Genomic DNA, 13,748 nt, shown 5'->3' with positions numbered 1-13,748 from the left:
CTGCGGGCACGTTCGGGGCGGTGAAAACGGGCGCGCCCGCGGTCCCGAGAAAAGGCGGGTTGCCGTTCGCGTCGATGGCGCGGAGCCGCCCCTCGGCCGTGGTCGTCTGCGTGTCGCGGAAGCGAAAGCGCGCCGAGTCGGCGCCCGCGGGTATCGTGACCTCGAAGATCGTGGCCGTGCCGGCGACGTTCTGGAAGGCGCCCGCCGGACGATCGGTCCAGAGCGTGAGGGTCTCGGAGGCCGAGACCGGAGATCGGTTGCCGAACGCGTCCGTGACCCGCACCGTGACCGTGTCGGGCACCCCCGCCGTCAGCCGGAGCGTGTCGGGACGGAGCGCGATTCTGTCGGGCCCCCCCGGGGAAACCGCGACGCGATGCCGGGAGGAGACGAACCCGGTCGCCGAGTCGATCACGGAGAAGTAGAACGCGCCCGGCTTCCGCGCCGCGAGCGATCCCGAGTAGGCGCCGCTCGAAAGCGCGGCGGCGTCGCTCACGAGATTCGGATCCGCGGGCGCGGGCCCGACGGAATCGGCGAACGCGATGTAGGTCAGAGAGGCGGCCGATCCCGGGCCGCCCGTGATCGTGTTGCCGTCCGCGTCCCTCGAGCGCGCCGTCACCGGGAACGAAGTGCCCGCCGAGGCGGAACCCGGAGCGGTCATCTCGAGCCCCGCATAGGCCCCGTGGACCACCGAGATCGCCCCCGTGGAATCGGACCACACCCCGGCGCTGTCCGCGATGGCGTAGCCTGTGCCCGGTGTGTCGAGCCTGAGCGCGGTGCCGGTGCCGTTGGCCGGCACCGCCCCTCCGACTCCGCCGCTCAGCGTCCAGTCCGCGCAGATCAGGCGTGTCCGATTTCCGTACGCGTCGTGCCCGCGCAGGAAGAGCTGCGTCGTGTCCTGGTCGGTCGTGCGGACCAGGGAGCCCACCGCCGCATCCGCCCCGTCCACGATGGTCGCCGAGACGACCCGGCCCGCGATCACCGAGACCCAGGGAGAGGACGGAATGGGGGCCGGCGATCCGGTCAGGGTGGGATCGCTGAGGACGTTGAAATAGACGGTGTCCTGCACCGTCGTCTGCGGGTGTGCCGAAGCGTGCCCTCCGCCGGCCCCGTACAGGACGCTGACGGACGCGCCCGGCGGCTGAAATGGATCTTGCGGGGGCGCGCCGAGGAGGAGACGAATCGTGTCCCCGGTAATGGTCACCGAGCTCACGTAGTTGGCGTCGGTCCAGTTGACGTAGCCCGGCGAGGTCGGATTCGAGGTCTGCGGCGGGGTCCACCCTGGGGGAATGACGATGTCGATCGTGCCGCCGGAGCCGGAGAAATTCTCGGTCGGGGTGTATTGAATCGTCCAGATGCTGCTGTCCGTCACCGCCACGGCGCTCGGGCCGAGGATGATCGCGGTCCCCGTGCCGGGACTCGCGAGCGCGGGCGGCGCCAGAGCGGCTCCGAGCAGGGCCATCGCGAGGACCGCGTCGCGCGCCGCGCGCATGCGCGTGCGTCGGCGCGTCGGGATCGCGCGGGTCTTGCGGGGCTGGGCTGCTTCCGGCATGGGCCTCGGGTCGATGAGAGGTCTCGGCGCTGCGCTCTTCCGTTGAATCGCAGGGACTTAGCGCCGGCTTGGACCGCAAGAGCCATGCCACGGAGGAATTCCGCGCCCGCCGCGGATCGCCCCGTTAACTCAGCGAGCCGGACCCTCTTGCAACCACGTCGATGGCCGCGCCTTGCGGCGCCCGCGCGGGGAGCGGGGATGCCGTGCGGATTGCAATGCGGAATCGAATTTGCCTGGCGGGAATGGCCGGATTCGAGCCGGCCGGTCGAGACTCAGCCGGGGCGCGCTACCTTGGCCCTCGGATCTCGCCGACGACTTTGGCGGGGCGCGTCTCCGGAGCGCGGAGCATCTCGGCGGCGGGGAACACCTCTTCAACCTCGGGCGCCAGATTCCGGTTCGCGAGCCCGATGAACACGACCTGGATGATCGTGGCGAGGCCCATCACGCCGAGGCCGACGTCGAACACTTCCTTCAAGCTGTGCCGCGTCGCCTCGTTCCACCACGACAGGCCGAACAGGAGAAGCCCGAGCAGGACCGACGTCAAGACCCCGGTCAGTTTTCCGAACAAGGTCGGCTTGATCCGCACGGGGCCGTAGAAGAAATACAGGTACACCGTCCCCCCGACGAGCAGGGCATAGCGCGTGAGCATGAGCGCGGTCACCCACCACGGCACGACGCCCACGACCAGGAGCGCCATGAATATCGAGGAGTTGAACGCCACGTCGGTCAAGGGGTCCAGGAGGGCGCCGATCCGCGTCTCCACGTGAAGCAGGCGCGCGAGCACGCCGTCCAGGACGTCGGTGAATGCGCTCACCGCGAAGAGCCATACGACCGCGGCCCAGTGATGGTTCAGGATCAAGAGCACGATCGCGGGGATCGAGACGAATCGGAGCATCGTGATCGCGATCGGGAGCGGCATTCGGATCACGCGCTGTCCATCCCGCGAGCCGAGCTGGAGCCCGACGTGGGTGAGAACCCAGAAGGAAATGAATAGGAGCATCACGCTCGAGGCGATCAGGTAATCCACCCCGACGTCGCGTCCGACATGAACCGAAAGGGCGACCGCGGCGGCGAACTGCAGCGCGAAGAGACCGAGCGCCGTTGCCGCGATCGGCCGCACCAGCTCCGGATGCTGGGGAAGGCCGCGCGAGACCCGGGCGAGGCTCACGCGGCAGAAACGCCAGATCGCGCCGAGCGTATAGCCTTCCCTGCGGATTTCCCCTAGGAGGTCGGAGCGCATGCCCGCTACGGTAGGATTTTCGACCTGGTCTTGTCTAGGGGTTCTGAATCTGGAGCGTCGCCTGCGCCACGCGCCGCTCCGTGTCGTAGGTGTCCCCGGGCAAGTTGTAAACGTGGATGGTCTCGGGGCGGGCCCTCCGGTAGAGGAGCTGGGCCTCGAGACGCAAGGCACCCCGGGCGTCGTGGATGGGGATGTCGAACCGCGATTGCGCGGTCGCGCCTGCCTGGATGCGCCGATCCGAAAGCACCTTGCTCGCCGTCCAGGTCTCGGCCGGGTAGCCGCCCAGGTCGTTCGCGAGCAGGAGACCGAAGACGGAGCTGTTCCAATCCTGGAAGGGGTCGTTCTCCCACACGATCCGATCGCCCGAGTCGGTCAGGCGCATCCGTATCAGGAGCATATGCTGGTCGTTCCCGGTCGGCATGGCGTGCCCGGCGCCGACGTTCGTCACGATCGCGAAGACGCGGAGCGTGTCGCCGCTCCGCTTCCCGAGGCGCAGCGCGAGCGTCACCGCGTCCCGGAGGGCTCGCCCCGCGCCCGCGAAGGAGTGATCCGCGACGCGCGGCCGTACCGGACCCAGCGAGGAGGCGCGTCCCGAGCCGCCGGGCATGTGGCATTGCTGGCATGTGACGCCTTGCTTCGCGTACTTCGAGCGTTTCCACTCGCCGAAGGTGTCGCTGATCAGGATGCCGTTTTGATTTTCGTATTGGTGGCATCCACCGCAATAGTCGGACTTGGTGATGAAATCGCTGTACTTGGATGCGTGATCCTTCACCGCCACCGGCTGGCGGATCGGCCCCAAGTAAGGCCCCAGCTCGAGCGTGAAGGGCGGAACCGACTTGGGCGGCCCGGCGCCGGCGATGGCGTGACAGTAAACGCAGGTCACGCCCTCGGCGCTGACATCCCGGAGCTTCTCGAAGTCGTTCGTCACGAAGGAAATCGTCTCGTGGCACGGACCGCATTTCACCATGGTCACGCCGCGCGTCCCCTTGAGGGAGGCGAAGTACATCCGTCCGAAGAGAAGATTGGATTTTCTGTCGGCCGAGGCGTGGGCGGAACTCGCCCACTGCTGGGTGATGTCGACATGGCATCCGCGGCAGGTCAGCGCCGACTGGGGGTTCAGGTTCGTGTGCAGGAGCGGCGGAGGGGTGTACGCGGAGGCCGCGAGGGTCATCGCAACGAGAGAGAGGCGGCGGACAACCGGGGTCGCGAGAGAGCGGGCCAAGGTGGCGCCATGGTACTCCGATCCCCGAAGATGGGTCAAGAAGGTGCCCCCGGGCGCGGGGAGCCGCCGAGCGGACGCGAAACCCCCGCGCGAGGGGGGCCCTTCGTCAGGTAGTCCGCGAAGATGGTACCCAGGATTTTCATGCCTGCCCGGATTGAGCCCCCGAGGGTGCCGGAGATCTTCGAGCGGCCGACGCGGCGGCGGTAGCGGACCGGGACCTCGGCGTACCGTAGTCCCAAGCGTGCCGCCTTGACCTGCATCTCCACCGTCCAGCCGAAATCGCGGTCCGCCATGCCCAGCCGCTTCAGCGAATCGTATCGGATGGCCCGGAAGGGTCCGAGGTCCGTGTAGCGCACCCCGTAGAGCGCCTGGAGGAGGCGCGTCGCGAGCCAATTCCCGAACCGCGCGTGCGGGGCGAGCGCCCCGGGCTCACGCGTCCCCGCGGTCCTGGATCCGATCACAAGATCCGCGCGCCCGTCGAGGATCGGGCCGAGCACGGTCCCGGCCTCGGCCGGGTCGTCGCTCAGATCCGCGTCCAGGAAAAGCACCACGTCGGGGGGATCCTGGGCGAGCGCCTCGATGCCCTTGAGGCAGGCGGCGCCGTAGCCTCGGCGCGGCTCGAAGACCCACGTGGCGCCGTGGTCGCGGGCGATTCGGGGGGTCGAATCGGTCGAGCCGTTATCCGCCACGATGACGCGCCGCACCGGGGGGGAGGGGAGCAGGTCGAGCACCCGTCCCAGGGAATCGGCTTCATCGAGCGCGGGGATGATCGCGTCGACGCGGAGCGCGGGGCTCACATCCGCTTCAGGGCGGCGCGGGCCGCGGCCAGGCGCGCGAGCGGAACGCGAAACGGGCTGCACGAGACGTAATCGAGCCCGACCTCCTCGAAGAGATCGATCGACGCCGGATCGCCGCCGTGCTCGCCGCAGACGCCGACTTTGAGCCCGGGCTTGCTCTTCCGCCCCGCGAACGTGGCCCGCCGGACCAGGGCTCCCACCCCCGGCACGTCGATCGAGACGAAGGGATCGCTCGGCAGAATCCCCGCGCGCACGTACTCCGGCAGGAAGCGTCCCGAGTCGTCGCGCGAATAGCCGAAGGTCATCTGGGTCAGGTCGTTTGTCCCGAAGGAGAAGAAGTCGGCCTTGGCCGCGATCTCCCCCGCGAGCACCGCCGCCCGCGGCACCTCGATCATCGTGCCGATCGTATGCGGCACCTCCACCCCGAGGCGCCGCGTCACCTCCTCCGCGACCGATTCCACCTCGGCGCGCTGGCGACCCAGCTCCTCCGGGTCGCCCACCAAGGGGATCATGATCTCCGGAATCACCCTCTTCCCGAGCCCGATCACGCTTGCCGCGGCTTCGAAGATGGCGCGAGCCTGCATCCGCGTGATCTCGGGATGGAGGATCCCCAGCCGGCACCCGCGGAACCCGAGCATCGGGTTGAACTCGTGAAGCTCCTCGACCCGCCGAAGGGTGGCTTCGAGGAGCTTTCGTCGCGCGGAGGAGCGGGGGCCGTGCTTCAACCCGGCCAGCTCCTGCAAGAGATGCTCGCGCTTCGGCAGAAACTCGTGGAGCGGCGGATCGAGCGTGCGGATCGTGACCGGGCATCCCTCCATCGCGAGGAAGAGACCCCGGAAGTCGGCGCGCTGGAGCGGAAGAAGCTTCTTCAGCGCGGCCTCGAACGCGCGGATCGGCTCCTTCCCCTTGCGCTGGGATTCCGCAAGCTCGCGCTTCAAGCGCGGACGCTCCGACCGCGCGGCGACCTTCAGCTCCCCGGACAGCCGCTCGATCGCGAGCTTCGCCTGGCGCGCCTCCTGGGCGTTCAGGATCATAGTCACGACGTACGGAATGCGCTCCTCGGCGAAGAACATGTGCTCCGTCCGGCAGAGCCCGATCCCCTCGGCGCCGAGCTGCCGGGCGAGCCGCGCGTCGTGCGGCACGTCGGCATTCGCGCGCACGCGAAGCCGGCGCACCTCGTCGCACCACTGGGTCAACCGCTCGAATCGCTGGTAGAGAGGCGCGCCCTCGGGCTTGAGCTTTCCCCGGAGCACGCGGACCACTTCGGAGTCGGCCGTGGGCGCGTCTCCCAGGAGCACCTCCCCCGTGGAGCCGTCCAGCGAGAGGAAGGTCCCCTCGCGCAGGGTCCGGCCGCCGACGCGCAGGACCCGCCTCCCCTCGTCGATCGAAAGCGCCGTGCAGCCGGCCACGCAGCATTTGCCCATGCCGCGGGCCACCACCGCCGCGTGCGAGGTCATCCCGCCGGTCGCGGTGAGGATTCCCCTCGCCGAGCTCATGCCGGCGATGTCGTCGGGGGAGGTCTCGGCGCGGACGAGGATCACCCGCTCGGACTGCCCGCGCCGGACCGCCTCCTCGGACGTGAAGACGATCGCCCCCGCCGCGGCGCCCGGAGAGGCGGGAAGCCCGCGGGCGAGCAGCGCGTGCTTCCTGCGCTCGGCGGGGTCGAGCACGGGATGGAGCACCTGATCCAGATGCTCGGGCTCCACGCGCTCGATCGCCTCCCTCTTCGTGAGCAGGCCCTCGTCCACCATGTCGACCGCGATCCGGAGCGCGGCCTGCCCGGTGCGCGCCGCGCGCCGGGTCTGGAGCATGAAGAGGCGCCCCTCCTCGATCGTGAACTCGAAGTCCTGGACATCGCGGTAGTGCCGCTCGAGCCGTGAGGTGATCTCGCGGAGCGCCGCGGAGGCCTCCGGAAGCTCGTGCTCCATCTCCTCGATCGGACGGGGCGTGCGGATTCCGGCGACGACGTCCTCGCCTTGGGCGTTCAGGAGATATTCGCCGTAGAAGCGGGCCTCCCCGGTGGCGGGATCCCGCGTGAAACCCACCCCCGTCGCGGACCGGGAGCCGAGATTCCCGAAGACCATCGCCTGGACCGTGACCGCGGTGCCCAGGTGCTCCGAAATGCTGTTGAGCCGCCGGTAGTGCACCGCGCGCTCCGTGTTCCAGGAGCGAAATACGGCATCGCGCGCCCTGGCGAGCTGCTCCCGCGCCTGCTGCGGGAACTCGGCGCCGATCTCGCGGCGCACGAGCTGCTTCATGCGATCGACCAGGCCGCGGAGGCGCTTCTCGTCGAGCCCGGTGTCATCCGCGACGCGGGCGCGCTTCTTGGCGAGGGTCAGCTCCTCCTCGAAGACCTCGCGCGGGATGCCCAGCACGACGTCGGAGAACATCTGGATGAAGCGTCGGTAGCTGTCGAACGCGAAGCGCGGGTTCCGGCTCTTGATCGCGAGCCCCTCGACCGTTTGGTCGTTCAGCCCGAGGTTCAAGACCGTGTCCATCATTCCGGGCATGGAGATCGGCGCGCCCGAGCGCACCGACACGAGAAGCGGATTCGCGGGATCGCCCAGGCGGCGCCCCAGGAATTGCTCCAGCCTGTGTAACGCCTGCTCCTCCGCCTCCACGATCGAATCGAGGAGGCGGCCCCCCGCCTCGAAGAACTGCTGGCAGGCTTCGGTGGTGATCGTGTACCCCGGCGGGACGGGGATGCCGGCGTTCACCATCTCCGCGATGCCCGCGCCTTTCCCGCCGAGGAGATCGCGCATGCGGGCGTTCCCTTCCGCCTGGCCGTCCCCGAAAAAATAGACCCAGCGGGGGCGGTGCCCCGGAGAGGGCTCCGCGGGCGGGGCCGCCCCGGCGAGGGCCTGGTCCGCCGCGGCGAGGGCCGGGTCCCGCTCCGCGCTCACCGGCTCACCCGCCTCAGCTCGACCGCGGAGCGGATCTCCCCCACCACGAGCCCCGCGTAGCTCTTGAGGACCATCTCATCCGCCGGCTGGAGCGCCTCGCGGTCCTCGCCGGTCAGGAGCGCGAGCTGCTCGAGCACCGCGAGCACCGCGGGCTTGAGCGCGCGGCGGCCGCCGTCCGCGATCTTGACCGCGATCCCGATCCCCCGCTTCACGTGCGCGATCGCGTGCATGCCTTCCGCCCCCGCTTTCGAAACCACGACCCCTGGCAGGCGGCGCATGAGGAGCGTGTCGAGGCGCCCCTCGCCCGCGACGTGCTCGGGGTGCGCTGCCATGGCGTCGCGGATTTGGACGAGCGCCGGCACGGGGCGCCCGCGGGCGTCCACGCCGCGCGAGAAAAGCGCGAACGCCCGGGCGAGCGTCGCGAGCGGGATCCGAGGAGTCGGGGCGCTGCAACCGTCGATGGCCGGAACCGGATCCTCGAACGGGGCGCCGAGGAGCGCGGCAAATCGGTCGAAGATCATCCGCTGGACCGGGTGTCCGGGATCGAGGTAGCTCTCGAGCGGCTCCCCCGTCGCCCGCGCCAGCAGGAGCATCCCCGCGTGCTTTCCCGAGCAGTTGTGGCGGAGCCCGGTCGGCGCCTCCCCCCTCGCCCGGAGCGCCTTCGCGGTGGGCTCGTCGTAGGGCTCGTGAACGCCGCAGCGGAGCGCGGCGGGGTCCGCCTGCGCCGCGTCCAGGATGGACCGGACCAGCGCGACCTGGTCGTCGGTGCCGCCGTGCGAGCCCGCGACCAGGGCGAGGGCGGATGCCCCGAGCCCCGCTCGCGAATAGACGCCCGATTCCACGAGCGGAAGGGCCTGAAACGGCTTGAACGCGGAGCGGGGAAACACGGAAGCGCGGGGATCGCCGGCCCAGGCCAGGAGCTTTCCGCGCTGATCGACGACCGCCACGTGGCCGTAGTGGACGCTCTCGACGTACCCGCCCCTCAGGAAATGCACGAGGGGGGCGGGGGGCGCGGGGGCCGCCACCTCACGATCCACGAGGGCTCTGGTCTCCGGCATGGTCGGGAACGACGCGCCTCGACGCGCGACCTCAGCGGTCGATCTGGGCCTTTTGGAGTCGCCCGCTATAGTCGATGTACACCGATTTCCATTCCGTGAAGGCGTCGATCACGGTCGGGCCGCCCTCCCGGTGGCCGTTCCCGGTCTCCTTCACGCCGCCGAAGGGAAGCTGCACCTCCGCGCCGATCGTCGGACCGTTCACGTAGGTGATTCCGGCCTCGATGTCCCGGACCGCGCGCATCGCGCGGTTCACGTCCCGGGTGTAGATCGAGGAGCTGAGCCCGAACGGCGTTCCGTTCAAGACCTGGATCGCCTCCTCCAGCGAGGAGACGGTGATCACGGAGAGAACGGGGCCGAATATCTCTTCCTGCGCGATCCGCATCGTCGGCTTCACCCCATCGAAGATCGTGGGCTGATAGAAGGCCCCCTCCGCGAGGGCGCCTTGGTCGGCCGGCGCGCCGCCCAGGACGAGCGTGGCCCCTTCGCCCTTGCCGATTTCCACGTAGGAGTGCACGCGGTCGCGTTGGGCGCGATTGATGAGGGGTCCCACTTCGGACCCGGGCTCGAGGCCGTCGCCCAGCTTGAGCTTCGAGGCGCGCTCCTTGAGCCTCCGCAAGACCTCATCGTGGATCTCCTTCATCACGATGAGCCGGCTCGTCGCCGTGCAGCGCTGCCCCGTCGTGCCGAACGCCCCCCACAGAGCGCCTTCGATCGCGAGATCGAGATCGGCATCCTCCATGACAATTTGCGCGTTCTTCCCGCCCAGCTCGAGCGAGACCCGCTTCAGCGTCTTTGCGGAGCGCTCGGCGATGGTCTTGCCGACGTCGGAGGATCCGGTGAAGGAGATCATCTTCACGTCGGGATGCATCACGAGCGGGATTCCGACCGCGCTCCCGCCGCCGTGGACGATGTTCACGACGCCGTCGGGTACGCCCGCCTCGACCAACGCCTCGACGAGCCGGTGCGCCGAGCCGGGCGTGTCGCTCGCCGGCTTGAGGACGACGGTGTTGCCGCAGACGAGCGCCGGAAAGATCTTCCAGGAGGGGATCGCCATGGGGAAATTCCACGGCGTGATGAGGCCGCAGACGCCGAGCGGCTGCCGCACGGACATCGCGAACTTGTTCGGAAGCTCCGAGGGAACGGTCACGCCCGAAAGCCTTCGACCTTCGGCCGCGATGTAGTAGGCCATGTCGATCGCTTCCTGGACGTCGCCGCGGGTTTCCGCGAGCACCTTCCCCATCTCGCGGGTCATGAGGCGCGCAAGCTCCTCCTTCCGGTCGCGGAGGATCTCGGCCACGCGGTAGATGAGCTCGGCGCGGCGAGGCGCGGGCGTGAGACGCCACGGCGCGAAGGCGCGCGAGGCGGCCTGGACGGCCGAATCCACGTCCTCGGGCCCCGAGTCGGGGAAGGTTCCGATGAGGTCGGACGTGCGGGCGGGATTTCGGTTTTCGAAGCTCTTTCCGGACCGGGAAGGGAGCCACTTCCCCCCGATCAAATTCAAGTACTCGCGGGCGGCCGATTCGGGTGGGTGGGGGCGGCCCTGGGACCGGGCTGCCGGCGTTGCCGTGGGGGCGCTCATGAAATCCTCCGAGCCACCCTCCTTGCGCGGACTGGCGGCTTAGCGAATGACGACGAAATGTCCTTTGACGCGATGACCTTCCGCCGATTCTACCTGATAGATGTAGATTCCGGAGACTACCTTTCGCCCGTCGGCGTTCTTGAGGTCCCACTCGAGATCCCCGGTCACGCCTCCGGGGTTTGCATTCGGATTCTGGGTCAAGACGCGAACCAGCTCGGCGTTCGATGTGAAGATCCGGACGGTGGAGCCGGCCGGGAGGTGGATGAAGTGCACGCGGTTTTGCCCGGGAGCGGGATCCCATTCCGCCGAGCCCCTGAACGGGTTCGGCACCACGCCCACTCGCTCGAGGTTGTCGGCGGGAGGACCGGAGGGTTGGACCGTGACGATCTCACTGGAATCGATCGGGCTCTCGGTGAAGTCGCTGCCCGTGATGTGAATGGTGTCGATCGAGGTGACGGCATAGAGGGAGGTGAACCCGCCCAAGTTCCCCTGATCCGCGAAGAGCCGGCAGCTGTCGCAATTGTCCACCGGGGCGCCCGGAGGGTAATCGATGATGTACTTGCCGCCTGAGAGATTATTGCTGAATCCCTTGAAGAAAAACCCTCTCCCGTATATGTGGAATTGCGAAAGATCGCAGGGCTGTGCGGTTGCAAGGCAAGCGCTGGTAACGGTATCGCGCGCTCTGTACTCCCCCACGACCTCCAGCGGGGTTGGGGAAATGCCCTTGATCGTGCGTCGAACGCGGTAACCCATCCAGACGGTACTGTCCGACTCGGCCCGCGCTCCGCTCCATACGGAGAACCGTGTTTGGACCGGTGCGGGAGGTGAAGTAGGCGCGCACCGCGTTGGGGCTCCGTGGGATGGCCATCTGGGCGGCGCTCGCAGCGGCGGTATTCAAGGAGGCGGCAAGGAGCACGACCGCTAATCTCTTAGCTGGAAAAGGCATTAACGGCCCCTTCGTACGCAAGTCTGCCCCGGCGTGACGACGTGTTCCTGAATTTGGCCAATCGGGGGGGAAGAGCCATGTTCCGGCCCGTTGGAAGTCCCGGCCGGGCCAACCCGGCGCCCACCTCCCTGCCCGGGTCGGATAGGAGCGCAGCGTAGGAGGCAAGTGACGGGGTGTCAAGGTCTTTTTGAACAACAGAAATCGGCGTAAGTTCCAAAAATCGCTTGACACTGCGGGGGTTCGTCGCGTATACTGTGTCAAGTGGCTTAATGGTGTCCGCTCTTCCGATTGTGAGACCACACTTCAATTTAGCTCGGCTAGAATCACGAAGGTTAAGGAGGTGATTGGGCTCGGAGTGTTGTTATCCTTATCCTCTTGAGGGTGTCTTCTCGCTTTTACCTGCGTTAGAGAGGAGATGAATGGAATGAAGAGAATACTAAGCGTTGTCGCAATCTTGGTGCTGGCGGCTTCGCTGCTCCCGGCGAGGAGCCAAGCCGGCCTCCGCGGCGCTTTCGACTTTCTCACGAACGGCGATCCTCTGATCAGAGGGAAATTCTCGCCTTCCTTGAGACCGACCCCCGCCGCTGGGGCTGGAACGGCCACGAGCCGCAGGCTGGAGCGGTGGTTCGCTTTTGTCACGCTCAGCTCGGTTTTTGGTAAGGAGAGCACGGGCGAGATTTGGCTCTATAGGAACGTTGACCAGCTGGCCGCCCGCGGAATTTCCCCGGTCGAGCTGGAAGTGGACCCAAACGCCGATGTCTCGTATGTCGACCCGGCCTGGAGCAAGGACGGGAAGTGGCTCGCCTTCGTGCAGACCGATAACGAGGTCTCGGCGGCAAGCATCTACGTGCAGCAGTTCGATACCGCGACCTCGACCAGCGGTGGCGTGAAGCTCGGCTCCGCGTTCCTCATCGCCAACGGCTCGGGCGGCGTGCACCACCGCCACCCGGCGTGGAACGCGGCCGGCACCCAGATCGCGTATGATTCCGACGCGTTCGGTCCTTCCATCGACCTCTGGAGCGTGAACGTCAGCCTCGATCCGGTGAACCATATGGTAACGGTCGATGAGTCTTCGCGCACCCGCCACCAGCTCGGCCTCGAAGGGGATGTCAACAGCCAGGCAATCCTCAACGGCAAGGCCGAGTTCAAGCCGGCTTACAAGCCAGATGGCACGCAGATCGCCTTCGTCACGAATCGGTTCGGCTCGTTCCAGATCTGGCTTCTGAACCCAACGAGCAACGGTCTCGGAGAGACCGCCACGCAGGCCGAGGTAAACCCGGCGACCGTCACGCACGACAATCCGGCCTGGTCCAGCGATGGGCAGTCGCTTTACTACGACGCGGCATCCAACGAGGATCCCGCGAATCCGCAGGACATCTGGAAGCTCGATCTGGCAACCGGGAAGAAGTGCGGAATCAGCGTCGACCTGGCTGGCGATGTCGATCCGAGCGTCTCTACGATCGTCAACACGACGAACGACGGCATTCCCTTCAATTTCTTCCTTTTCATCTCGCAGGCAGCCGGCTTCGGCGTTCAGGTCTGGCGCGGCGAATACGTGCAGAACTGTGTGCCGCCGCTGCCGATGGCCGTCAGCGTCTCCCCATCGAAGATCGACCTGGACAGGCCGACCCAAGGGGACTCTCTGATAACGGCGGATCTGAGCTTCCCGTCCCAGACAATCGCGGCCGGGTATGTCTGTAGGGCAGCAAACCAGCCCAACTTCGGGTTTTATGCAGAGCCTACCCCCTATGACGGCATTCGGTGCCGCCGGAGCATCGTCGTGAGCCCGACCATGCTAGGGTCACCGATGAAGAGCACAAAGACCGAGCAGGGGGTCGACTGCACCGACATGGACATGGCGGCCCTGTTGGGTCTGGGGCCCGGTGAAACCATCCCCTGCTTCGATCCCGAGCCGGATCCGGATCTGTGTTTCGGCGTCAATTGTATCTTCGGCAACATCGGCGACTACAAAGTCGTGGTTGATACGATCAATGGGCTGAACCACCATCTCATTGGCCGGTGGACCCGGCGGACCATCTCGGCCCGCATCGTGGCGTTGGGCCTTGTGAACCAGACCGTTCCGCTGGCTGTGCGCGCGTATTCCAACCAGGTCGGCCGGCAGTTCCTCGGCTTCGGGTACATCAAGCTGAGCAGGAAGAACCTTGCCGGCTCGGTGATAGCTCTGCAGCAGAACTACCCGAACCCGTTCAACCCGGTAACGAAGTTCTCCTTCGCGATCGACAAGCCGGGCATCGCCAGCGTGCGGGTCTTCAACACGCGCGGCGAGCTGGTTCGGACGATCGTGAACCAGTGGTTCCCGCAGGGTGAACACTCCGTGAGTTGGGATGGCAAGACCCAGAGCGGAGGTCGCGCTCCGTCCGGCATCTACTTCATCAAGGGGGATTCCGGCGGCAGCACCGACGTGATCAAGGCGGTGATGGCGAGGTAAGCTTC

The 13,748-nt window shown here is 67.4% G+C and carries 9 protein-coding genes; 1 reads left to right on the top strand and 8 read right to left on the bottom strand.

All coding sequences use genetic code 11. The annotated features are described in order from the left end of the window. From E6K76_00775 to E6K76_00740, 8 genes are all read right to left on the bottom strand, one after another. Positions 1 to 1,549: hypothetical protein (locus E6K76_00775; protein TMQ60749.1), on the bottom strand; the 1,549-nt coding region annotated here is incomplete at its 3' end. Positions 1,550 to 1,835: 286 nt separating this feature from the next. After that, a complete protein-coding gene (locus E6K76_00770) occupies positions 1,836 to 2,789 on the bottom strand; it encodes a CDP-alcohol phosphatidyltransferase family protein (protein TMQ60748.1) in 954 nt (317 codons plus the stop codon). A 34-nt stretch (positions 2,790 to 2,823) separates the two neighbouring features. Continuing rightward, positions 2,824 to 4,050 carry a hypothetical protein gene (locus tag E6K76_00765; GenBank protein ID TMQ60747.1) on the bottom strand — a complete coding sequence of 409 codons (1,227 nt, stop codon included), beginning with the start codon at positions 4,048 to 4,050 and terminating at the stop codon, positions 2,824 to 2,826. Beyond that, positions 4,047 to 4,808: a glycosyltransferase gene (locus tag E6K76_00760; GenBank protein ID TMQ60746.1), complete on the bottom strand. Its 762-nt coding sequence runs from the start codon at positions 4,806 to 4,808 to the stop codon at positions 4,047 to 4,049. The genes E6K76_00765 and E6K76_00760 overlap by 4 nt, the downstream gene beginning before the upstream one ends. After that, positions 4,805 to 7,711, bottom strand: a complete 2,907-nt coding sequence (locus E6K76_00755) for a pyruvate, phosphate dikinase (GenBank protein TMQ60745.1) — start codon at positions 7,709 to 7,711, stop codon at positions 4,805 to 4,807. The genes E6K76_00760 and E6K76_00755 overlap by 4 nt, the downstream gene beginning before the upstream one ends. Beyond that, positions 7,708 to 8,769 carry an asparaginase gene (locus E6K76_00750; protein ID TMQ60744.1) on the bottom strand — a complete coding sequence of 354 codons (1,062 nt, stop codon included), beginning with the start codon at positions 8,767 to 8,769 and terminating at the stop codon, positions 7,708 to 7,710. The genes E6K76_00755 and E6K76_00750 overlap by 4 nt, the downstream gene beginning before the upstream one ends. A 31-nt stretch (positions 8,770 to 8,800) precedes the next feature. Next, the gene (locus tag E6K76_00745; GenBank protein TMQ60743.1) at positions 8,801 to 10,348 is read right to left on the bottom strand and encodes an aldehyde dehydrogenase family protein; all 1,548 of its coding nucleotides are present in this window, start codon (positions 10,346 to 10,348) and stop codon (positions 8,801 to 8,803) included. A 39-nt stretch (positions 10,349 to 10,387) separates the two neighbouring features. Beyond that, positions 10,388 to 11,101, bottom strand: coding sequence for a hypothetical protein (locus tag E6K76_00740; GenBank protein ID TMQ60742.1), 714 nt, complete (start codon positions 11,099 to 11,101; stop codon positions 10,388 to 10,390). A gap of 608 nt (positions 11,102 to 11,709) precedes the next feature. On the opposite strand from E6K76_00740, the gene E6K76_00735 reads away from it, so the two are divergent. Beyond that, positions 11,710 to 13,743 (top strand): T9SS type A sorting domain-containing protein, encoded by a 2,034-nt coding sequence (locus tag E6K76_00735; protein TMQ60741.1) that lies wholly within the window; start codon positions 11,710 to 11,712, stop codon positions 13,741 to 13,743. Positions 13,744 to 13,748 lie beyond the last annotated feature (5 nt).

It is taken from the genome of Candidatus Eisenbacteria bacterium, assembly GCA_005893275.1.
Taxonomy (GTDB): domain Bacteria; phylum Eisenbacteria; class RBG-16-71-46; order SZUA-252; family SZUA-252; genus WS-7.
This window is presented reverse-complemented; position numbering and strand designations above follow the sequence as displayed.

Excerpts from the sequence above, each read along its gene's own strand:
- E6K76_00770 (TMQ60748.1), bottom strand. The coding sequence starts at position 2,789 with ATGCGCTCCGACCTCCTAGGGGAAATCCGCAGGGAAGGCTATACGCTC.
- E6K76_00750 (TMQ60744.1), bottom strand. The coding sequence starts at position 8,769 with ATGCCGGAGACCAGAGCCCTCGTGGATCGTGAGGTGGCGGCCCCCGCG.
- E6K76_00745 (TMQ60743.1), bottom strand. The coding sequence starts at position 10,348 with ATGAGCGCCCCCACGGCAACGCCGGCAGCCCGGTCCCAGGGCCGCCCC.
- E6K76_00740 (TMQ60742.1), bottom strand. The coding sequence starts at position 11,101 with ATGGGTTACCGCGTTCGACGCACGATCAAGGGCATTTCCCCAACCCCG.
- E6K76_00735 (TMQ60741.1), top strand. The coding sequence starts at position 11,710 with ATGAATGGAATGAAGAGAATACTAAGCGTTGTCGCAATCTTGGTGCTG.